This window comes from Shewanella sp. N2AIL (genome assembly GCF_022690845.1).
GTDB classification, from domain to species: Bacteria; Pseudomonadota; Gammaproteobacteria; order Enterobacterales; family Shewanellaceae; genus Shewanella; species Shewanella baltica.
Window position 1 is genome coordinate 35,081 of record NZ_JALBYT010000015.1, and the last position, 21,924, is coordinate 57,004.

17 protein-coding genes and 2 pseudogenes are annotated in these 21,924 nt (G+C 47.3%); 11 read left to right on the forward strand and 8 right to left on the reverse strand.

All coding sequences use genetic code 11. The features are described from left to right. Positions 1–25: 25 nt before the first annotated feature. Positions 26–208: pseudogene (locus MO387_RS10765) on the forward strand (glycerate kinase); the annotation flags it as partial. Between the two features lie 20 nt (positions 209–228). Here the strand turns inward: MO387_RS10765 and MO387_RS10770 are convergent. Then, complete coding sequence (locus MO387_RS10770; protein WP_107948140.1) at positions 229–1,185, reverse strand: IS110 family transposase; 957 nt, start codon at positions 1,183–1,185, stop codon at positions 229–231. Between the two features lie 227 nt (positions 1,186–1,412). On the opposite strand from MO387_RS10770, the pseudogene MO387_RS21325 reads away from it, so the two are divergent. From MO387_RS21325 to xthA, 10 genes and pseudogenes are all read left to right on the forward strand, one after another. Next, positions 1,413–1,640: pseudogene (locus MO387_RS21325) on the forward strand (glycerate kinase); the annotation flags it as partial. Positions 1,641–1,890: 250 nt separating this feature from the next. Continuing rightward, on the forward strand, positions 1,891–2,175 hold the full coding sequence (locus MO387_RS10775) for a DUF2798 domain-containing protein (RefSeq protein ID WP_006082193.1): 285 nt from the start codon (positions 1,891–1,893) through the stop codon (positions 2,173–2,175). A gap of 854 nt (positions 2,176–3,029) precedes the next feature. Continuing rightward, positions 3,030–4,535, forward strand: coding sequence for a SidA/IucD/PvdA family monooxygenase (locus MO387_RS10780; protein ID WP_107948142.1), 1,506 nt, complete (start codon positions 3,030–3,032; stop codon positions 4,533–4,535). After that, on the forward strand, positions 4,535–5,215 hold the full coding sequence (locus MO387_RS10785; protein ID WP_107948144.1) for a GNAT family N-acetyltransferase: 681 nt from the start codon (positions 4,535–4,537) through the stop codon (positions 5,213–5,215). Before MO387_RS10780 ends, MO387_RS10785 begins: the two co-directional genes overlap by 1 nt. A 9-nt stretch (positions 5,216–5,224) precedes the next feature. Beyond that, a complete protein-coding gene (locus MO387_RS10790; protein ID WP_107948147.1) occupies positions 5,225–7,150 on the forward strand; it encodes an IucA/IucC family siderophore biosynthesis protein in 1,926 nt (641 codons plus the stop codon). Between the two features lie 78 nt (positions 7,151–7,228). Continuing rightward, complete coding sequence (locus tag MO387_RS10795; RefSeq protein WP_199908731.1) at positions 7,229–9,472, forward strand: TonB-dependent siderophore receptor; 2,244 nt, start codon at positions 7,229–7,231, stop codon at positions 9,470–9,472. 125 nt (positions 9,473–9,597) lie between these two features. Beyond that, complete coding sequence (locus MO387_RS10800) at positions 9,598–10,716, forward strand: IucA/IucC family C-terminal-domain containing protein (RefSeq protein ID WP_107948151.1); 1,119 nt, start codon at positions 9,598–9,600, stop codon at positions 10,714–10,716. Positions 10,717–10,836: 120 nt separating this feature from the next. Beyond that, positions 10,837–11,382 (forward strand): septation protein A, encoded by a 546-nt coding sequence (locus MO387_RS10805; protein ID WP_012587356.1) that lies wholly within the window; start codon positions 10,837–10,839, stop codon positions 11,380–11,382. Beyond that, on the forward strand, positions 11,382–11,681 hold the full coding sequence (locus MO387_RS10810) for a YciI family protein (RefSeq protein ID WP_006082200.1): 300 nt from the start codon (positions 11,382–11,384) through the stop codon (positions 11,679–11,681). Before MO387_RS10805 ends, MO387_RS10810 begins: the two co-directional genes overlap by 1 nt. Further along, the gene (gene xthA / locus MO387_RS10815) at positions 11,681–12,493 is read left to right on the forward strand and encodes an exodeoxyribonuclease III (RefSeq protein ID WP_107404273.1); all 813 of its coding nucleotides are present in this window, start codon (positions 11,681–11,683) and stop codon (positions 12,491–12,493) included. Before MO387_RS10810 ends, xthA begins: the two co-directional genes overlap by 1 nt. Positions 12,494–13,206: 713 nt before the next feature. Here xthA and MO387_RS10820 read toward each other — a convergent pair. From MO387_RS10820 to MO387_RS10850, 7 genes are all read right to left on the reverse strand, one after another. Further along, positions 13,207–14,133 (reverse strand): hypothetical protein, encoded by a 927-nt coding sequence (locus MO387_RS10820; protein WP_107948153.1) that lies wholly within the window; start codon positions 14,131–14,133, stop codon positions 13,207–13,209. Between the two features lie 848 nt (positions 14,134–14,981). Continuing rightward, positions 14,982–16,436: a methyl-accepting chemotaxis protein gene (locus MO387_RS10825; protein ID WP_107948155.1), complete on the reverse strand. Its 1,455-nt coding sequence runs from the start codon at positions 16,434–16,436 to the stop codon at positions 14,982–14,984. A gap of 104 nt (positions 16,437–16,540) precedes the next feature. Next, positions 16,541–17,032, reverse strand: a complete 492-nt coding sequence (locus MO387_RS10830) for a DUF1097 domain-containing protein (protein ID WP_012089576.1) — start codon at positions 17,030–17,032, stop codon at positions 16,541–16,543. Positions 17,033–17,243: 211 nt separating this feature from the next. Further along, positions 17,244–19,490 (reverse strand): molybdopterin cofactor-binding domain-containing protein, encoded by a 2,247-nt coding sequence (locus MO387_RS10835; RefSeq protein WP_242326264.1) that lies wholly within the window; start codon positions 19,488–19,490, stop codon positions 17,244–17,246. 1 nt (position 19,491) lies between these two features. Beyond that, positions 19,492–20,010 carry a (2Fe-2S)-binding protein gene (locus MO387_RS10840; protein ID WP_107404264.1) on the reverse strand — a complete coding sequence of 173 codons (519 nt, stop codon included), beginning with the start codon at positions 20,008–20,010 and terminating at the stop codon, positions 19,492–19,494. Positions 20,011–20,013: 3 nt separating this feature from the next. After that, a complete protein-coding gene (locus tag MO387_RS10845; RefSeq protein WP_242326265.1) occupies positions 20,014–20,751 on the reverse strand; it encodes a nucleotidyltransferase family protein in 738 nt (245 codons plus the stop codon). Then, positions 20,751–21,767 carry an XdhC/CoxI family protein gene (locus tag MO387_RS10850; RefSeq protein ID WP_242326267.1) on the reverse strand — a complete coding sequence of 339 codons (1,017 nt, stop codon included), beginning with the start codon at positions 21,765–21,767 and terminating at the stop codon, positions 20,751–20,753. Before MO387_RS10850 ends, MO387_RS10845 begins: the two co-directional genes overlap by 1 nt. Positions 21,768–21,924: the final 157 nt, after the last annotated feature.

Consider the following 21,924-nt stretch of genomic DNA (forward strand, 5'->3'; position numbering starts at 1 on the left):
AGTATCGAAATGAAATGGACTTTATATGCAGTATCGGATCTATATACTCGAGCTAACACCATGGGGTTGTGATGTTGAAGGTGAAGTCGCAGGCAAATGCGACAATGGCGCACCGATTTGGTTTTATTACCAAGGCAGCGCTCAACAGGCAAGAATGCGCTTTCCGGTTAACCAATGGGTGACGGTTGAATTACTAGGCCAACTAGCAAGAGACTATGGCGTCAATAACTAATTTATCGCTTTTGGCGCTTCCCATAGGGCACCGTCTCTCAACATCGAATTTAACGTCACCACCATCTTCCTAATACAGGCAATGATAGCCACTTTTTTAGGTTTCCCTGTGGCAACTAATCGCTGATAGGTGCTCTTAAAAACCGGGTTAGATTGTATGGCTGACATCATTGCCATATATAAAACCGTTCTCACTTGATGCCTTCCTCCTTGTATTTTTCGCATGCCTTTAAAGCGCCCGCTTTCTTTATTCATCGGTGCCACACCGACCAATGCGCTTGCTTCCTTGTTACTGATATAACCCAATTCTGGTAAGTTACTGATGATGGAAGCTGCGGCGATTTTACCGATACCTTTCATACTCTGAAGCAGTATATTTTTCGCTTGATAATCAGGGTTTGACTCAATGAGTTTAACGATTTTTATTTCAATCTTTTCAATCTGATTTTTGAACGCCGTTAAAATAGGTTTAATGGTCATTTCAAGTTCTTTTGGCAATATTTGAAGGCGGTTTTTTTCCATCGTCTGCATCACCAATAGTTGATTTCGTCTTGCGACTAAATCACTCATAGCACGCATTACATCAGGTTTTAAAGTTGATAAGGTCGGCTTAATCGCTTCGCTGTAATGCGCTATAAGTTGCGCATCAAGCTTGTCAGTTTTTGCCCGTTGACCAATGGCACCAGCAAAGCGTTTTATGTGAACAGGGTTTGCGATGACAAAAGGTAAGTTTGCCTCAGCGCAGGCCATAATGAAGGGCATTTCAAGACGACCTGTCGCTTCGATAACGATGCGCTCAGGAGTGTATTTTTTAATAGTTTTGACGGCCTCTTTAATCCCTTTTTCATCGTTCGATACAGTGAAATAGATATTGAGAGGGCGGATATAAATGTCGAGTTGAAACTTGCCAGTATCAACACCTACGTTAATGTTTTGATTAGAAGTTGTTTTCATAATAAGCTAACTCTTGCTTGCAAATGCGGGTTCGAGACCCTGTAGACTATTCGAGTATTTTGCTTGGAGTCCTTTGTCGCGTTCTTTCTTGTTATCGGTCTCTCAATAGAGGAGCCAGCGTTCAATCGAACTACGACAAGGAAAGCTTTAGTTGCAGCTAAAGCCTGGGTCTCACATTACCCGAAACTGGAAATTATTTGTAATCAGGTGAGTTTATTATCCATACAAGTGTTCAAGTTGACATCATTGAGCAAGCTCCACGCCTACCAATTCAATTGAACGTTGAAACTTCAGGACAAATCGTCGACATCAGCCAAACACCCGAAGATACGATTTACCTGTTGCAATCAAACCTTGCACTCCCTTTTGATACTGAACTTGGCAAATCCCCTATTTCGCTCGGTCACTGGGTCAATGTGACGGGCGAGCTTTGGGTAATAAATGGAATGAACTGAGTCTTGATCCTTGCGCTAACTGTGAACGTACAGATAGGCTAGCTTTGGCTTTAATGATTGGGCTTTAATGATTGCGCTTTATCGGTGCAATACCTAGAATGTCGCCGCGCAGGCTAAACTTCATCAATCGCTTAAATACCTTGCTTCCTCTTTTGAACCCAATGGGGAGAGCAAATGAAGTCGATAGCGGAATTGACAGTGTTAGCCTGTGACAAATCATTCGCCTGATGAATTTCCAATAGAGGATCCGATGACTATTTCTAAATCTTTGCCCGATGACAAACCTCGTACTTTTTTGGGCACGCCTAAATTACCAGCCAAGTACGCCACGGTTGTAATGCCATTTTTTCTTTCTATTCTAATGAGTTGTATCGTGTCTGGAATTAGCACTTTCAATGGCGTTGGCGCTTCACCGCAGTTTATCGAACTCTGGCTCGGTGCTTGGCTGATCTCATGGGTGGTCGCCTTCCCGACACTGCTGATGGTGTTGCCATTAGTACGAAAAATTACCGGACACTTTGTCGATTTACGCTAGATTTACGATTTAGCCTTTCGAACTCGCATTCTGAGTTAACAGCCACATTTCAAAGCCGTCTTAGGACGGCTTTAGCTTAAGTTCATGCCCTTAATAAACACGCACTGCCGCTACCATACCGAGATAACCGCCCTATTTACAGCTCCAGCCAATAGCAGTTTTAAGCGAATAGCTCTCTGAGAAAATACCAAGCTAAGCGAATACATCTGGGCAATGCCTCTGAACTCATTTATCAGAGCCAATACATCTGGGCCAATGTATCTGAGCCAATCCATTTAAACTTAACCCACGCCCGACTCATTTTAACCAATGCCTTGAACGAAGCTCCAGCCTGCGCTTTACAATGGATTTACACTGACTGTTTAGCGGCACCTATCCCCATTGGACTCAGCCGACATTGCCGCAATCTAAATCAATTCCCCTCGATTAATAAACCAACACAAATATCGATATAACCAACTGTATTTATAGCCTTAAAAGTCAAATTACTCGTAATCAACTCGAATATACACCCCTTAAGTTTAGCCTTTTTGCCAGCCAATTATCTTGCCGTCACATACGTTATTAACCGTACTTAGCCCGCTTATCCGTAAGTTAAAAGTATTAACCCTCACCACCACTCAAATGAGAATGGTTTGCATTTGAATATTTTCACGTGCTAATTTACTCGCCGTTGTCGGGACAGAGGCAGCAGGGAAATAGCCTAAGGACTGCGCTAAACATAGCGAATTAACCACAGCAAAATAGATAGCCAAACAGGCTATTTTGACAGCCGCATTAACTTGGTTTGCGTCCTTAGGTAACTGATTACTGGATCGGCAACACGCAACAGCATGCTGCCAAAGGAGGCGTAAGTGACTACTCAACAAAGGGAAATGGATCGCGAAATCTTTGATCTACTCGGTATCGGTATTGGCCCATTCAATCTTGGCCTCGCCGCCTTATCAGAACCTATCGACGGCTTTAACTGCTTATTTTTAGATGCTAAAACCAGCTTTGACTGGCATCCGGGCATGCTACTCAAATCCTCAAGACTGCAAACCCCCTTTATGTCGGATCTGGTGACTATGGCCGATCCCACCAGCCGTTACAGTTACCTTAATTTTGCCAAACAGACAGGCAGACTCTATCCCTTTTACATTCGCGAAAATTTCTTTTTACCCCGCCACGAATACAACTTGTATTGCCAATGGGTGAGCCAACAACTCAGTAACCTTAAATTTGGTTTTAAGGTCACTCAAGTGGATTACAACGCCGGTGAAGGGATTTATCGCGTCACAGGTTTTGATAAACACAGTGGTAAAACCCATACCTATCAATGCCGAAAGCTAGTACTAGGCACAGGAACAGAGCCTTATCTGCCAAAGGATTGCCCCATTCAAGATGCGCGGGTCATGCATACCGCCAGCTATATGCAGCAAAAAACCTACCTGCAGAGTCAGAGAGCCATCACTGTGATTGGCAGTGGCCAAAGTGCGGCTGAAGTGTTTTACGATCTACTACAAGACATTGATACCTATGGCTATCAACTGAATTGGATGACGCGATCAGCACGTTTCTATCCATTGGAATATACCAAGCTAACGTTGGAGATGACCTCGCCAGATTATGTCGATTACTTCCACGAACTAACACCGGAAAAACGCTGTGCTTTGATAGCTAGTCAAAAATCGCTCTACAAGGGCATTAATGCCGAGCTTATCAACGACATCTATGACTTGTTATATCAAAAGCGCTTGATTGCGGATTTCCAATGCCAATTGATGACCAATGTGGCGTTAACCCGTATTCAAACTGATCCAGATGCACTCAAGTTACATTTCCAGCATCAAGAGCAAAATACCCCTTTGAGCCAAACCACGGGTGCAGTGGTGTTAGGCACTGGCTATCACTACCGTTTACCTGAATTTATCAAAGAGATAAAGCAACAGATCGAGTTCGATGATGCGGGACAACTCAGCGTGCAACGCGACTACAGCATAGATATTCGCGGGGATATTTTTGTCCAAAATGTCGGTTTACATACCCATGGAATAAGTTCCCCGGATCTGGGTATGGGCTGTTATCGCAACGGTATTATCTTAAAGGCCGTGCTTGGTTATGCGCCCTACCATATTGAAGAACATATCGCCTTTCAAACCTTCGATCCGGCCAAACTTGCCAAGCATCAGCCCTGCGGCAGCAATGCAATTAACACACTGAATCTTAACCCTAAACATTTCCCTAAGACGTCGCCGCACAACAATACCGCTGATGCATCGCCGCATATCTATCCAACCCAAACGCCGACTTCGAGTATGAGCGCAGGCGCGGGAACCAAGATGTCGGTCTTGATGGCGCCAAACAAGGAGGCGCAATAATGGCGAGTCATTTCAGTGACCATTGTTTAACGCAGCTATGTTTAACGCAGCTATCAGCGATGACAAGTATCAATGGTTTCCAGTTCAGAGCGTTAGATCTTAAGCAAGACACACCAACACTCCAGTCTTGGTTTAACCAAGAGTACGCGCAGTTTTGGGGCATGCAAGGCTTGAGTCTCACCGCCATAGAGAACCTTATGGCAACCACGCAGCACAAGTTTGCCTTGATAGGTGAGTGGCAGGGCAAAGCGCTCTTTATGGCGGAGCTCTACGATCCCGCCCACGATGAAATCGGTCACCACTATCCTGTTGCGAAGGGGGATTGCGGTATGCACCTGATTATCGCGCCGCCCGATGGCTGCCCAATCAGCGGCTTATCTTTCAAAGTGATGGATGCGATAGCGCAGCTTGTGCTTGAAAAATTGGCCTTTAGCCGCCTTGTGGTTGAACCCGATCAACTCAATGGCAAAATTCATCGCTTAAATAGCCGAGTGGGCATTCGCTATGAAAAAGCGATTCAATTAAGTACTAAAGCAGCTTACCTCGGATTTTGCACTGCGGCCGAACGCCAGCTGGCATCAAACACGCCCTCTTCGACGGGCTTAGTCAAGACAAGCTCAGCGCTGCCAAGCTCGCTCGCGGCGCCCGTAACCTCTCCCATGACATTATCGACTCTTTAGGTGAACTAGATGAACTTACCCACAAAAGCCTTACTAATGGATCCATTGACAACGCAGGATCATCCAACTCACGCAGCGGCTCAACTCGAGCCAACGCTGTCGTCAACCTCGACTTCTATGCCAGAGCATTTGACTCCCGCCTATTGGCAAGCGGCTAATCGGCATTTAGTGAAGAAAATTCTCTGCGAATTCACCCACGAGAAGCTCATTACGCCGACCCTATACGGGCAAAAAGCGGGGCTTAACCACTATGAACTCAGGCTCAAAGACAGCACTTATTATTTTAGTGCACGACATTATCAGCTAGATCATCTTGCGATTGATGCTGACTCCATCCGCGTTTCAGTCGCAGGTCAAGAGCAAGCCCTCGATGCGATGTCGCTGATCATTTCCCTTAAAAGTGACTTAGGGATCAGTGAAACCTTACTGCCCACGTATTTAGAGGAAATCACTAGCACCCTCTACAGCAAGGCGTACAAGTTAGCGCATCAGGCGATCCCCGCCGCCACGCTGGCGCGAGCCGATTATCAGAGCATAGAAGCGGGTATGACTGAAGGCCATCCGGTGTTTATTGCCAATAACGGTCGGATTGGTTTTGATATGCAGGATTATCGTCAATTTGCCCCAGAAAGTGCGATGCCGATGCAGTTAGTCTGGCTAGGCGTGCGCAAGAGTAAGACCACATTTGCCGCCCTCGAAAACTTGAGTCACGACTCATTACTTAAGGAGGAGCTTGGCCAGCAGTTCACTGACTTCCAACAACGTCTTAAAACCCAGCAGCATGATCCGCAGGACTTCTACTTTATGCCTGTGCATCCTTGGCAATGGCGTGAAAAAATCGCCCGCGTCTTTGCCGGCGACATCGCCCGCGGCGATCTGGTTTACCTTGGCGAAGGCAGTGAACAGTACCAAGTACAGCAATCGATACGCACTTTCTTCAATCTTTCATCGCCACAAAAGTGCTATGTCAAAACCGCGCTTTCCATCTTAAACATGGGCTTTATGCGTGGTCTATCGCCTCTTTACATGAGCTGCACACCGCAAATTAATGCGTGGGTTGCAAACTTGGTTGAAAACGATCCTTACTTTGCCCAACAAGGCTTTGTGATCCTTAAGGAAATTGCCGCCATAGGTTACCACCACCATTATTACGAGCAGGCGCTTACCCAAGATAGCGCGTACAAAAAAATGCTCTCTGCCCTGTGGCGCGAAAGCCCACTGCCGCACATTGCGCCTAAGCAAAATCTGATGACCATGGCTGCGCTACTGCATACGGATCATGAAGATAAAGCGCTGATTTCGGCCTTGATAACGGCCTCTGGCTTGCCAGCAAAAGACTGGTTGAGCCGTTACCTCAACTTGTATCTGTCGCCCTTATTGCACGCGTTTTTTGCCTACGATCTGGTCTTTATGCCCCACGGTGAAAACCTGATCTTAGTGCTGGATGAATATGTGCCAGTCAAGATTTTAATGAAAGACATAGGCGAAGAAGTCGCGGTACTGAATGGCACCTCGCCGCTGCCTGATGATGTAAAACGCCTTGTGGTAAGCCTTGAAGAAGAGATGAAGCTTAACTACATCTTACTGGATATTTTTGACTGTATTTTCCGCTATTTAGCACCGCTGCTCGATGAGCAAACCAGTGTCAGTGAAAGCCAATTCTGGGAGTTAGTGGCGGACAATGTACGTGATTACCAAACCCAGCATCCACATTTGGCCAACAAATTTGCCCAATACGATCTGTTTAAGGACAGCTTTGTACGCACGTGCCTCAATCGTATCCAATTGAATAATAACCAACAAATGATAGACCTCGCCGACAGGGAGAAAAACCTGCGTTTCGCCGGCGGTATCGACAATCCCTTGGCGGCCTTTAGGCAAAGCCATGCCTTTAAGCGTCCCAAACTTGGCAGCGCTGAGCCGAAAACACGTTAACACGCAGCTCAGACCTGAAACTTTACGAAATGTTTGTGTGGGCTACTAATTGGCCCACTTTATTTAACCCCAACCTAAATGGAATTAAAGATCACCATTATGAAGACTTTCCCTCTCTCCAGCATCGCACTCGTCTGCAGACAAGCCATCGTTAACCCAAAGCTATTGCTGTGCTCAGCCATGTTAGCCACGGTTCCCCATGCCACAGCTGACACTGTCGATGCGGATAGTAAAACTAAAAAGCACCAGAAAGAAATTGAAGTCATCAATGTCATTGGCGCTAAGGATTTACACGACAACCGTTATAAAACCCAAGCAATGAACACGGCAACTGGGCTCGATTTATCCTATCTAGAAACGCCGCAGTCGGTCACGTCTATCACCCGCCAAATGATGAATGATCAACAGCTTAATAGCGTGATTGATGCCATGACCAGCGTTGCGGGGATCAATGCCCGCCCAATGGATAACGACAGATACAGTATTAGTGCCCGCGGCATTGCCGTAACCAGCATTTTGTACGATGGCGTACCCACCACCTACGACACCCGCTTCAACTATGGGGATAATCTGATCGACACCGCCATCTACGAGCGAGTAGAAGTGGTACGCGGCGCGACTGGCCTCATGACGGGAGCTGGTAACCCCTCGGCGGCCATTAACCTTATCCGTAAACGCCCGACTCAAGAGTTTATGGGCAACACCTCGTTAAGTGTGGGCTCATGGAATAATGTGCGTGGTATGGTCGATGTTTCCAGCGGCTTAAATGATTCAGGTTCTGTGCGCGGTCGCGTGGTGGCCGCCTATCAGGATAGAGATTCGTTTCAAGACAGGTACGAGCAGCAGCGCACCACCTTATACGGCATAGTCGAAACCGATATTGGCGATAGCACCTTGTTCACCCTAGGGGTTGATTACCAAGATGCCACTCCGAGCGGCACTATGTCGGGCGGCTTACCACTATTTTACAGTGATGGCAGCCGCACTAACTATGATCGCGCCACTTCAACGGCGCCCGATTGGGGCTCGGCGCATACCCAAGGCCTCAATACCTTTGCCAGTCTAGAACACAGATTTGATAATGGCTGGAACCTAAAAGGGACTTACACTTATGGAGACAACTCGTTGGAGTTCGATGTGCTATGGGCCACGGGCTATCCCGATCCTGTAACCAATATCGGCGCAACTGCAGGCTCTATCGCCTATGTCGACGGCAGTCGCACCCAACACAATGTGGATTTGCGCGCCGAAGGACAATTCCAGCTCTTTGGTCAGGAACATCAATTGATGTTTGGCTGGAATGGCCAACGCCAAGAGTTCGCCAATCCCTACTATAATCCCACAGTAAAGGCGCCACCACTGGGAGATTTTCGCGATCCGAACTTCCAGTACCCTAAACCTCAATGGCAAGATACCTCAGACATTGGCTCATCTGGCGAAACCAAGCAGAGTGCCGCCTATGTGACGACGCAGCTCAATCTCAGCGACGCTTTAGCAGTCCTCGTCGGATTACGCCTCAATGAGTGGGAAACCGACCAAGATAACTTTAAAAGCCTATACAATTTCAACATCAGCAACGAACTCACTACTTACTTCGGCCTCACATACGCTCTGACCGAGCAATATTCGCTTTATGCCAGCTATACCGACATTTTTGCGCCGCAAACTAAACAAAGAATCGATAAAAGCTATCTAGATCCGGTCAAAGGGAAAAACTACGAAGGTGGGATTAAGGCGAGCCTGTTCGATGAGGCTTTAGATATGTCGCTATCGGTGTTTGAGATCAGGCAAGACAATCTTGGAATCAGCACTGGCGATGTGATCCCTGGTACCACAACACAAGTGTATGAAGGCGTAAACGGTACAAAAACACAGGGATTCGAATTTGAGTCAACGGGTAAAATCACTGATGACTGGAATGTTTACTTAGGCTACACCCAGTTCACCACCGAAGATCCTAAGGGCAAACGCATCAATACCACATCACCACGTCAGCAGTTAAAACTCTTCACCACTTATACCTTTGGTGGTGATTGGCATAAATTGCAAATTGGTGCAGGGGTTAACTGGCAGAGCCGCGTCTACCAAGAGGCTGATAAACCTGTAGGCAATGGTATAGACAAGATTAGAGTCGAAGTCGAGCAAGGCTCCTATGCACTGGCAAGTTTGATGGCAAGTTACGCCTTCACCGAGCAACTTAAGCTCAGCGCCAACCTGAACAACGCCTTAGATAAAACCTACTACAGCCAAGTCGGTCAATACAGCCAGTTCCAATACGGTACGCCGCGCAGTGCCAGCTTAACCTTGGACTATCGCTTCTAAGTCAGACTTTTATTGAGATAGTTCGAAAAACCTTGTGAGCCCAAATCTTGGGCTCACAAGGTCCTCAACTATTGGACTTATCAATAATAGCGGGGCTTATCAATCACAGCCATTAAGGAGTCATTATGGCAAGCCAACGGGGAGACACCAGGCTGCAACTATTACGTGAGACCTCGCCAAGCCAAGACGGTTTGAATCACACCATTTTGACACTCAATCAGCTGTTACATGAGCGGGCGCCCTTCTATGGCGAGCACTTTAGCGCAACGACCTCACCCACAGGACTCAGTTTCGATGAATGGAGCTGCGCCGATACCTATCAAACACTGCTAGCGCGTTTTGCTATAGCGCACCCTAGCGCCGAAAATCAGACTGAAACTAAAACCGAAAACGAAACCGAGACGGATAAAACAGCTGCAACCAGCCGAACGCCTGCTTTCGCCAGTAAAAGCGCTGTGCCCAGTAGAAAAGACACTCGCAAAGCACTGCATTCACTTTGGAGCCAATGGTATTTCGGCCTCTTAGTTCCGCCTATGATGGAGTGGATTTTCAACGCCCCAAAAACCGATGTAGAGACTCTTCACTGGCAGCCACAATCCGTGTTTATGCAGGTACACCCCAGTGGCCGAGTGGCCAAATTTGAATTTAACATCGCAAAACATCAGCCAATTACCGCTTTGACCTTTAAAAAACATCACGGCATCGAGCCACTTTCCCAAACCAACACTAAGCCAAGTATCAAGATAGACACTGAGGTACACTCGCCATTAAACCCATATAAGCCGCCAGTTGATAAAGAACTTGTCCTACAAGGTTTTATCTTAAACTTACTGCAGCCGAGTGTTGAGCGCCTGCTCACTTTAAGCCCTGTACCCGCCAAGTTATATTGGAGCCACTTAGGCTATCTGATCCACTGGTATCTTGGGGAACTGGGACTTACCGAGCAGTACAGCCAGCAATTGAAACAAGCCCTGTTTCGCCGCACGACCTTTTTAGATGGCAGCACAAATCCGCTGTATAACAGCATTAACTTACTCATCGAACCAGAGCAAGATAGCGCAACACCGAACACAGTTGCGAGAATAGTAACGAGTACAGCATCGCGCTCAAAACCGAGCCCCAAAATCCACTGCATTCGCCGTACTTGCTGCTTAAGGTATCAACTCGCCAACACAGGCCAATGCCACGATTGCCCGCTGTTAAGTCGTGCAAAGGTTAACGTCAACGCCACCAAGCAAACGTGAAGCTAGCTTATAAGATTAAATCGGTTTAATGGGCAAGATCGCAATCCTAGGCCCATGATGCTTTTGCCCTTATGTTGCACATGCTACACTCAAGCCCATGTCTCTTTAACACGATTAATTATGAAACAACTGCTTGATTTCCTGCCCCTCGTCATCTTTTTTGCTGTCTATAAATTTTTCGATATTTATATCGCCAGCGGCGCATTGATCGCAGCCACCGCGCTTCAATTGATCGTGACCTATGCGCTATATAAGAAACTTGAAAAGATGCACTTAATCACCTTTGCTATGGTGACAGTGTTTGGCACACTCACTTTAGTGTTCCACGATGATTCTTTTATCAAGTGGAAAGTGACCATCATCTACAGCTTGTTTGCCATCGCCTTAGGTGTCAGCCAATTGCTCAATAAATCGATATTAAAGTCGATGTTAGGCAAAGAAATGCAAGTAGAAGACAAGATTTGGGCCCGCGTAACTTGGTATTGGGTCGTCTTCTTCGCCAGCTGCGGCCTAGTCAATATCTATGTCGCCTTTAGTTTGCCATTAGAAACTTGGGTCAATTTTAAAGTGTTTGGCTTAACCGCTTTAACCTTAATTAATACTGTCCTGACCGTATTTTATCTTTATAAACACCTTCCCGAAGATCAACGCAAGGAACTCAAATAATGTGGTATATGATTTCAGCTCAAGATTTTGAGAACAGTTTAGAAAAACGTTTAGCCGCTCGCCCTGCCCATTTAGCTCGCCTGCAAGCCCTCGCCGATGAAGGTCGTTTACTGATCGCTGGCCCACATCCAGCCATTGACAGCGAAAACCCAGGTGATGCTGGCTTTAGTGGTTCACTGGTTGTCGCCGATTTTGAATCCTTAGTGGCAGCAAAACACTGGGCCGATGCCGATCCTTATATCGAAGCGGGCGTGTATAAAAGCGTGGTCGTTAAACCTTTCAAACGAGTCCTGCCCTAATGAAAATAGTGTCCTTTAACATCAATGGTCTGCGCGCGCGCTTGCATCAATTACAAGCCTTAATCGACAGCCACCAGCCCGACATTATCGGCCTGCAAGAAACCAAAGTGCACGACGAAGCGTTTCCATTAGCCGACGTCGAAGCCATGGGATATCAAGTGCATTACCACGGCGGCAAGGCCCACTATGGCGTTGCCATGTTGTCTAAAGTCGCGCCAGAAAAGCTGCAAAAAGGTTTTCCAACCGATGACGAAGATGCCCAGCGCCGGATGATTATCGGCACATTTACCCAAGCGAATGGTCGTCCGTTAACCGTATTCAACGGCTATTTCCCCCAGGGCGAAAGCATAGATCACCCAACAAAATATCCTGCTAAACGTAAGTTTTATCAGGATTTAATGCACTACTTGCAGACAAACCACAGCAACGATGAAGATATCGCCATCATAGGTGACATCAATATTTCACCGACCGATTTAGACATAGGCATAGGTGAAGTCAATCGTAAGCGTTGGCTGAAAACCGGTAAATGTAGCTTCCAACCGGAAGAACGTGAGTGGTTAAAAACCTTGCAAGACTGGGGTTTAGTCGACACTTTCCGTCAATTACACCCAGAACGCATCGAACGTTATTCTTGGTTCGATTACCGCAGCAAAGGGTTCGATGACAACCGCGGCCTACGTATTGATGTGATTTTAGCAACACCTTCACTGGCTGCACGTTTAGTCGAATCCGATGTCGATTACGATCTGCGCGGCATAGATAAACCCTCAGATCACGCGCCCATTTGGAGCACGTTCAAAGAGGCCTAATCCGCTGAAGTTCGACCATCTTAGTAGATATAAAACATCGGCTTAGGCCGATGTTTTTGTTTGAGAGTGACTTAAACAGAATGAGATTGGCACAAGTAAGTTAAAAATGAATAGCATACATCGCAGAAAAGTTGTGAGCTTAGCTTCAGCCACAGATTACTCGTGAGCCATGGCATTCACTCTACGATACACAGCGAGTGCCCCATCTGATGTGAAAGGATTCACAAATGCCGCGATGGCATGAACGCCAAAGAGCGGCCATGGGGCGGACGGTCGTCTCGCAAATCACCAAGGCTCACCTGTTTAGCATCGGCGAAGCCTGTTTATTTTACAGAAATACATAGCAAGCTTTTGGACAGAAATGCGTTGGAAAGTAGTGTTTGGGGAGCAGTAATTTCAGTTGTTAGAAGTTTAGCGTTTACGGGTATCCACTCGCACAGGCTTGCCATGGCATTCGCTCGTCGACTCGCAGCAAGTCCATCCTTGGATGCTCGATCGCCCCGTCCATGGGGCGGACGGTCGTCTCGCCAATCACCATGGCACACCTTTCGAGCATTCGCGTAATCTGTAGATTTACAAGATATACGCAGCATACTTTTGGACAAAAGCGTGTCAGGACGTCGACTGTATCGGGTGAGTTTCGGATAAAAATTTCTATCGGGTAACGCCAAGCTAAGCGGCGTACGTTAGCACGTCCTGGCTTGAGAGCCTTGTTAACTGAATTTTTCTTCACAGTTGGCAAGAAATAATAAATTTGTTGCTGTTAAATGTAAGGTGTAGCTAGCAAGGTGCTCTGGCACTGTTGATATCTCAGCTCCTTGACCATGCCCTCCTTCCTTGTTTCTAACAGTAGGTATGCCACTCTCCAGTAATATTCTGACTGAAGAAAACTGATTTTGTAGGTACTCAGGAACTAGATTGTTGGCTAAACAGCTATTTATTAGCTTTTTCGCTGTATCATTCTGACCATATGACCATGAATGTTTTTCATGAATCGCTTTCATTAAGCTTTCAAATGACTTCAAACAGTCATTAAGGCACTCTTTGTAGCGCTTATGCCTGTAATGCTCGTGAGCAGAAAGAAACTCATCATTTGCGCCTTGATATTCTTTAGCTGAACCAAGGAGATGAAGAACAGGTTTAACAGATTCTGAATGCAAATATTGAGAATCTACGCGTATCAGCTCTCCTGACTCAAATTGATACCCGACGCCACACTCCTTAAATCTAGAATTTAATTCATTAATAGCATCTTCAGGTTCTTGGCTAGAAGTGGTGTATTGCTTGTAGTTGTAATAGTTCTCATCTACGTAGTTATTAATAATTCTGAAGGTGATTTCGATAATATCTAAGCATCTTTCGTAATCATCACAGTTTAGAAAACAATCAAAAATTGCATTATCATCACTTCTGGCGTGCTGCTTTAAGGTAAACACCCCGTACTCTTTACAGAGCGCTTTGTGTATAAACTCATAAGCACCACGAGCACGATCCTCGTACTTATCTTGACCAATAGTATCGCGAATAATGTGGATTATTTGAACACGTAAAGATTGCGGTATGTCTTCGTATACGTAGACATCCTCTACTTCCCCTCTTATCTTTTTCTGTCGTTTTGAAAACAACTCAAAAATTGCCATGTTATTTCCTCATTAGACCAGTAAAAACGCGCACTGTTAACTATTTGTATGCAAAGAATTTATCAGGTTTTTATCCAATACACCATCTGGATAAAACGCGCGTGCGCGTTTCCCAAACCTATTATCTAATTTGGCAAATGTATATGCCGTTTATTTTAATAGATTTTATTAATTTTAGGCTGGATGAACGCGTAAACAAATGAGTTCAAAATCGCTCAAAATACTTATGATTTAAATACGACTGTATACTTGTACAGTTTTGACAAATCGCAGGTGACTTGCGTCAAGCGAGAAATATAGATGAGAATTTTTAGAGCACAAAGTCTGTTTGTTGCGACGCCACTGACAACTTGCTAACTCACTTCGGGGCAATAGCTTTTTAGCTGAACGAACAGCAGAAGTGTTAGTTAAGATTGGCATTGTTGCAACAGTGACCGTTGGCGGCATGGATGCAGCCGTCGAGCCCTCAGGGACGAGTTTATGGCGAGTCACTGGGGAAACAATGACAATTCATGCTGCACAACTGACGATACAATTATCTTGCTTTGGGGCAATATCTTTTTAGCTAAACGAACAGCGAAAGGGTTAGTTAAGATTGGCATTGTTGCACCAGTGCCCCTCTAAAATAGGGACATTTAAGTAATAAAAGGAGGTAGTGATATTGAGGAAATAGTGACAATTAATGCTAAGCAACTCAGTTATCTGCTTTGAGGTATTTAGAGAATGAAATGGCGGAAATCTACGATTTCCGCCATTGTCGGATGATACGTTACGACTTAACATGAGACTCAGTATCGGGCGTTATTACTCAACAACCCATGCCGACGACTCACATTAAAGGTGACACATTAGCTCGTGCGGTACTGCTTTAAAATGCCATCTAACTCGACCGAGGCATGGTGCAGATCATTGGCTAAGGTCACACTGCGCTGGGCCGTTTGTTTGATGGTTTCCGACTGATGGCGGATTTCATTCAATTGTCCGGCAATGTCGCGCGCGGCGACACTCTGCTCTTCCGCCGAGGCGGCAATTTGGCTGCTCATATCAAATACCGCATTCACCGATTGCGCCATACCTTGAACATCGTCACCGACGGCGATAATCGCGCTGCGGCCTTCATCTGCCTGATCGACTATCTCCATGGTAATGCTAGATAAACGACTCGTGCCAGACTGTAAGCCTTCAATCATGGCCTGAATTTCTACCGTGGCCTGTTGAGTTCGACCCGCTAAGGTGCGAACTTCATCGGCCACCACAGCAAAGCCACGCCCCTGCTCACCGGCACGCGCCGCTTCAATGGCCGCATTTAGGGCTAACAAGTTGGTTTGCTGCGAAATACTGTTAATTGTCGTAACCACGGCATCGATACTCGCCGCATCCTTAGACAGTTGTTCAACCGATGAAAACGCTGCGCCAATCTTAGTTGAAAGTAAGCCAATACTTTCAACTGTCTGGCTAATTCGCCCTTGGCTAGCCGACATTTGGGTTGAGTTTTCTTTAGTCTGCAGCGAAGTGTTGCTCGCGTTGATAGAAACTTCTTCAATTGCTGAAGTCATTTGCGCCATCGCCACGGCAACGGAATCGAGGAATTGATGTTGGAACCCAATCAGCTCATCACTGGTGGCCGCCTGTTGATTAAATTCATCGGATGCTAATGACAAGGTTTGTGCATTTTTGCCAATCGCCGACACCATTTCACTCATATTATCGGCGCAGCGGTCGATTTCGCGGGCAATCAAACTGAAATCGTCAGTGCCAAAGAAGTTTAATCTAAAGCTCAAATCACCATCAGCTAAGCGTTTGATGGCTAAGTACATGTCCCACAAGCCACCGCCGAGCGAGGTCGAAATCCAGTAACTCAGTTGGAATAAGGGCAACAAGCCCACTAACGCTAACCAAAACATAAAGTTAGCATCGCTACGCGCATCGACTTCCCACTCATGGACATTCTGCGTCAGTTGTAAGGCTTGCATGCCTGACACGCTGGCGCTGGCCGTCACTTTATCCCCTTGACGCTGTGCTTCACTTTGCTTTGAGGTCACTGTTAAACCGTATTGACTGGCAAATTGTGACAGAGCATCAGCCTCTAGCTTTTGCGCCGTGGCAACTTGCGCTAAGGTATCGACACTCGCTTGAACGCGGGCAATAGACGCTTGCTCGACGTTTCGGTGCGCGTGTTGATAGTTGACGAGTGCCACGGAGGCCGTGATCAACGCCACCATAGAACAGACTACCCAAAACTTTCCGTTGAGACTGAACTTGATCAATATGGCATCAATGGTGCGAAACTGGATTTGTTTCATCTTGATAATTCCTAAGAACAAAATGCTATTTGGCACTAAATCAGCAGTATAGCTCAGATCGCTAAGACAGCTATGTCAGTCATAAGATCTGAGCAGATATTATGCTAATCCGCGCTAGCCACTTGACTGCGCGTGGCGGCAGACCACTTTTGTGTCAAGGTAACCAACTGCCCCGTTAACAGGCTCATGCTAAAACCTAATAAGCCACCAATGATCAACGACGGCACGACATTGGCCACATCACCCGCCATGGCAAAGGTAGTGCAACAGCCAATAAATGCGCCGGGAATAAAGCTAAGCTTTTGATAACTTGCCTGTAAACACATGGCCGAAGTGGCTATGCCGGTAAAAATATACCCAAATACGGGCGAAATAAAAAAGCTGCTACCCGAGATAATGAGCCAAGCCCAAAACACACCGGACAGATTCGTGCACCACGCCATCATCACGCCTTGAAAACCAGCCTTAGGTTGAGCGAAAAAAGTGCTGCAACCTAAAAAGCCAATCCAAGTGACCAGATGAAAGGCATCTGCGACGCCACACCAAATAGCCGCCAATAGGCCGGCAGAAATAGCGACTTGCCAACGATTTTCCATGGATGACCCCTTTATAATTCTATTCACGGAAGTTTATCTGTTAGTTAAATTACCTCTATTCTGGTAACAAAAACCTGATCTATTGCTAATTTTCGGCATTAATGCCCGTAAAATCGCTAACAAGCAATTTTTTTGTGGTAAAAAAACGAAAAAAGCGCTTATTAGGCGCTTTTTTGTTCAAACGGCGTTCAGTTAACCCTCTTGCCGTCACTTACACTCGCAATAGTTTGTTCACGGGAAGGTCGCGGATCCTCTGCCCCGTCGCCGCAAAAATTGCATTGGTTAAACTTGGGGCAACGGGCGGCACACCCGGCTCACCTACGCCTGCAGGCGCAGCATCGGACTCGATAATGACTACCCCAATATCGGGGGTTTGGGGGATCCGCAGCAAAGGATAATCGTGGAAATTCGATTGCTGTACTTTGCCCTCTTTGTAAGTAATTTCCCCCATCAAGGCTAAACTCAGGCCAAACACAATCGCGCCTTCAGTCTGGGCTTTTACCCTATCTGGGTTAACGATCGTGCCCGCATCGATAGCAGCGATGGCATTCAGCACTTTAAGCTGTTTATCCTCGCTCACCTCCACCAGCATGGCCACGGCGACATAACTGACAAAACTACGATGCACGGCAAAACCCCAGCCCTGATTTTTACCTGCCTTGGGCGCCATAGCTTGGGCTTTTTCGACCGCGTCAATTACCCCAAAATAGCGGCTCACGTCCACGGGATGACGATCAAGATCTTCGCCATAGTTGCCATATTTAAACTGTTGGTCGGTAAAGGTCTCACGCCTTGCTTCACCTAACAGGCTACGCCACATTGCAGGGCAAGAAACCTGAGAACGATGAGCCATTTCATCGACAAAACTGCCGACACTAAAACCGTGCTGAATGTTACACACAGAGCGCATCCAACCAATACGGCTATGCGCCTGCGCTTTTACCGCTTCGTATCTTAAATTCGGCAAAGCAAAGGGCACATCCACAAAGCCTAAATCCAACTCACCGCCAGAGGGATATTCCACCCCTTCGGCAAAGGTTGAACTGATTGATGGGAATCCCGTACGGGCTAAAAGCGCGGTCGGTTTGTTATTGGCATCGAACAGCGCCTGATAGGACTGGGCGCTGATAGCGTGGTAGTAACCGTTTTGGATCTCATCCTCGCGGCTCCAACTCACTTTAATTGGACGCTTGAATTGCTTCGATAACAGCGCGGCTTCAACGCTAAAATCTGGTTTAGATTTACGCCCAAAACCGCCACCCAATAGGGTAACATTCACTTTAATCGCATCTTCTTCCATACCCAACGCAGCGGCCACATTTTGCTGGGTACTTTGCGGCGTTTGGGTCGACGCCCAGATTTCACAGCCCTTTTCAGTCACATGGGCGGTGGCAACGGGCGGCTCGATAGAAGAATGAATTAAATAAGGCACGGTATAAACCGCCTTTAACGTATTCGCCTCGGGCCAGTTTTTGATTTCATCACCAGCTTGGCGCACAACGTTACCGCTTTGCTGTACCCGCTCGACAAGCTCCTTTAAATAAAGACTTGAATCATGCTGACTGTTGTCGGGCTGAGTCCAAGTGGCTTTTAAGGCTTTGCGGCCTTCGAGGGCACTCCAAGTGTTTGTGGCGATAACAGCAACGCCGCCCAAAGCCTGAAACGCGGGTGCGCCCTTAGCGGCGGGCAAACGATACACATCTAATACACCGGCCACTTTGCGCGCCGCAGTATCGTCCAAGCTTGCCACATCGCTGCCAAGCACGGGCGGGCGCATGATGCTGGCGTAGAGCATACCGTCGAGTTTGATATCGTAACCATAAATCGCGCTGCCGCTTAACATGGCATCCATATCAACGATTTGGCGTGATGCGCCAATCTGCTTGAAATCTTTAACCTCTTTAAAGGTTAACGACTCAACGGCGGGTACGGGCTGCTTTGATGCGGCTAACGCTAACTCGCCGAACTTGGCCGAGCGGCCAGATTTAGCATGCAACACTTTATGGTCGGCGGTATGCACCTCGCTCACGGGGACTTTCCAGCGCGCAGCGGCGGCTTGCTCTAGCATGGTTCTTGCCATCGCCCCCATCTGACGCATGCGGTCGTAATTTTCGCGAATACTGCGGCTACCGTCAGTGTTTTGGCTGGCATAACGTTTATCGGCTAAGCCTTGAATGGGGACGATTTTATCCCAATCCGCTTCTAACTCTTCGGCTAAGACTTGCAGAATACCGGTTCTGATCCCTTGTCCCATCTCGGAGCGATGGCAAGTGAGGTACACTTTATCGTCTTCACCAATGGCAATAAACAGATTCAGCCGCGCTTCTTTATCCTGCGCCAGCGCCATGGGGCTCCAAGTTAATCCACTCGCCCCTAATGCTAATCCGCCACCCACTGCGCCAAACAGTTTTAACACGTCGCGGCGGCTGATATTTTCTACGGCAGTAAAAGTACTCATATTAGCCCTCCTGTTTGGCATAGTTTTGCAGTGCCGCTTTAATCCGCGGGTATGTTCCGCAGCGGCAGATATTACCCGACATGGCCGAGTTAATTTGTTCTTCAGAAGGTTTCGGATGCTGCGCCACTAACGCCGCAGCCGACATCAATTGGCCCGCCTGACAATAGCCGCACTGGGGCACGTTATGTTCGGCCCAAGCATTTTTAAGCTTTTGATTATCCAGCCCTTCAATTGTTGTAAGTCGTTTTCCCTGTGCCTGCCCCAAACTGGTTAAACAGGCGCGTACGGGTTGGCCGTCTAAATGCACTGTGCAAGCACCGCATAGCCCTGCACCGCAGCCATATTTAGTGCCCGTGAGCCCTAAAATATCCCGTAGTGCCCACAGGATTGGCATTTTAGGATCGGCATCTAAGGTAAATGATTTACCGTTGATGGTCAGTGTCTGAGCGGAAAGTGTCTGGGTGGAAGCGGCGGTATTCGCTTCCTTGACGACTGCTTTGGTTGATAAAACTTCTGCCATAACTCACTCCTTAAGTGCCAACCACGACGCAAGATCGGCTTGGGTATCAATATCAATTGCGGCGCGGGGTAGTGTTATAGCGACTAACGCTCCCTGCTGTGCTTGTTGTTTTAAAATAGATTTCGCCCCGCGATCACCACTCAAGTGAGTGAACAAAGGCAATGTAGAGGCATTAAAAATAGCAGGTACACCTAAATCATCCAAATAATGGGCGGCAACGTCTTTACCCGTTTCATGCCATGCCAAAATCAGTTGGCGATAATCATCGGCGCTCAGAGCCACTTGGTCAGCGAGCGTTAGCAGCATGGCATCAAAGCCTTGCTCCTTGGCATAACTTGCCGCCAAACTCACAGAGGAGGCCAAACCCGTGTGCCAATGCGGATTAATCAAAATATCAAAGGGTTGGCGGGAGTTAAGTTCGGCTAATAATGGTTGCAGTATGTGCTGGTGAGCACCGAGTATGACTAACAAAGGCGCATATTGGGGCGAATGTGTGTCTTGGCGCTCCAAATCTAAATCTTGGCAATGAAGCTGTTGTAAAAGCTCAACATGGGTGCAAATAATGGCTTGTTCGCGAGTTTCTGTAGCGCTAAGTGATGGTATAAGCTGCGCTAACTTAACCCCCTCAAAGCGCTTACTTTCACCCGCCGCAAGTACCACGATCAACAGCCGCTTGGATGAACGTGGCGTTTGCTCTGCCAACGTTAGCGCTGCAGACTTTGGCACTGGCGGCAATGTCATCAACGCATTATCTCATCGAGATGTTTTAAGGTCGCACCATGGAGTACGCCGTGGCATTGGGCCAAAATACTTAACGCCACTGCGCTCGGTAACTCGCCGCCAAGGGCAAGCCCTGCGGGGGCAGAAAACACCCCAGAAAAAGATTCAGTACTCAGCCCTGCCATCCCCAGCACTTTATCCCGTCGATGGGCTGGGCCAAGCAAGGCGACATAGGCGAGTGGGTGGGCTTGAATGGCCTTCAATGCCGCAGCATCTAAGCCCAAGTTATGATTCATCACCACAGCACAATCCAATTGAGCGATATGATTCGAGGTTAATTCCCCAGCGGCAAGTTTCACTACATGGGCATGGGGGAAATCCGCCGCTCTGGCATAGGCGGTACGACCATCAAAAACTGTCACTTGCCAGCCTAAGGTATCGGCCATGGCGGCAATAGGCTTAGCGTCGATGCCTCCGCCAAAAATCCCAAGATGGAATCTCGGTCTCAGCGGAATAATCAGCGATTCTCCCGCCTCTTGGGTGAAGACGCCTGTGCGGACAAAATCGCTGGCGGGGAACGGTGTCAACGCTTCGGGGTAGAAAGCGGCTTGATATTGGCGCGCATCCGTCCCCGCTTTGACTAATGGCAGTTGATAAAAACCCGACCGACCGTGGCGAAATGCCTGTACTAGCTCAACCAAACCAAGATCATGATTCTCTTTTAAAAGTGGGATCAACATGATATCTACTATGCCGCCACAGCCTAGTCGATAGCTGGCATCGGACTCATCGCTCGCGTCATAGGTCACGCACGTGACTTGCTTTGTCTGCATGGCCTTTTGGGCATGACGGCGGAGATCGGCTTCTAAACAGCCGCCACTTAACATACCCACGCCTTGACCGAACTCATGGAACAACATCATGGCGCCAGGTTTGCGATAGGCCGAGCCTTGAATTTGGGTGATCACCGCAAGCACCCAAGCGTCATCCGCCAGCGGTAACCAATGCTCTAGTAAATCTTCGATTTGGTGATCCATCCGCAAGGACTCCATTGGGTTAGGGATATTTGAAAAGACTTAATGCACTTTTTACTGTCGACACTATCGAAACAAATAACCGTCGAAACTACAAACTGTCAAAACTAAAAAATCGCTGGTTAAGATCGCTGATGAATATCACAGCTATCGACGTCTA

Bases quoted from the DNA above. Each gene is read 5' to 3' on its own strand.
- MO387_RS10840 (WP_107404264.1), bottom strand. From the start codon at position 20,010: ATGGCAGAAGTTTTATCAACCAAAGCAGTCGTCAAGGAAGCGAATACC.
- MO387_RS10845 (WP_242326265.1), bottom strand. From the start codon at position 20,751: ATGACATTGCCGCCAGTGCCAAAGTCTGCAGCGCTAACGTTGGCAGAG.
- MO387_RS10805 (WP_012587356.1), top strand. From the start codon at position 10,837: ATGAAACAACTGCTTGATTTCCTGCCCCTCGTCATCTTTTTTGCTGTC.
- MO387_RS10850 (WP_242326267.1), bottom strand. From the start codon at position 21,767: ATGGATCACCAAATCGAAGATTTACTAGAGCATTGGTTACCGCTGGCG.
- MO387_RS10825 (WP_107948155.1), bottom strand. From the start codon at position 16,436: ATGAAACAAATCCAGTTTCGCACCATTGATGCCATATTGATCAAGTTC.
- MO387_RS10800 (WP_107948151.1), top strand. From the start codon at position 9,598: ATGGCAAGCCAACGGGGAGACACCAGGCTGCAACTATTACGTGAGACC.
- xthA (WP_107404273.1), top strand. From the start codon at position 11,681: ATGAAAATAGTGTCCTTTAACATCAATGGTCTGCGCGCGCGCTTGCAT.
- MO387_RS10770 (WP_107948140.1), bottom strand. From the start codon at position 1,185: ATGAAAACAACTTCTAATCAAAACATTAACGTAGGTGTTGATACTGGC.
- MO387_RS10775 (WP_006082193.1), top strand. From the start codon at position 1,891: ATGACTATTTCTAAATCTTTGCCCGATGACAAACCTCGTACTTTTTTG.
- MO387_RS10835 (WP_242326264.1), bottom strand. From the start codon at position 19,490: ATGAGTACTTTTACTGCCGTAGAAAATATCAGCCGCCGCGACGTGTTA.
- MO387_RS10810 (WP_006082200.1), top strand. From the start codon at position 11,382: ATGTGGTATATGATTTCAGCTCAAGATTTTGAGAACAGTTTAGAAAAA.
- MO387_RS10830 (WP_012089576.1), bottom strand. From the start codon at position 17,032: ATGGAAAATCGTTGGCAAGTCGCTATTTCTGCCGGCCTATTGGCGGCT.
- MO387_RS10790 (WP_107948147.1), top strand. From the start codon at position 5,225: ATGAACTTACCCACAAAAGCCTTACTAATGGATCCATTGACAACGCAG.
- MO387_RS10785 (WP_107948144.1), top strand. From the start codon at position 4,535: ATGGCGAGTCATTTCAGTGACCATTGTTTAACGCAGCTATGTTTAACG.
- MO387_RS10795 (WP_199908731.1), top strand. From the start codon at position 7,229: ATGGAATTAAAGATCACCATTATGAAGACTTTCCCTCTCTCCAGCATC.
- MO387_RS10820 (WP_107948153.1), bottom strand. From the start codon at position 14,133: ATGGCAATTTTTGAGTTGTTTTCAAAACGACAGAAAAAGATAAGAGGG.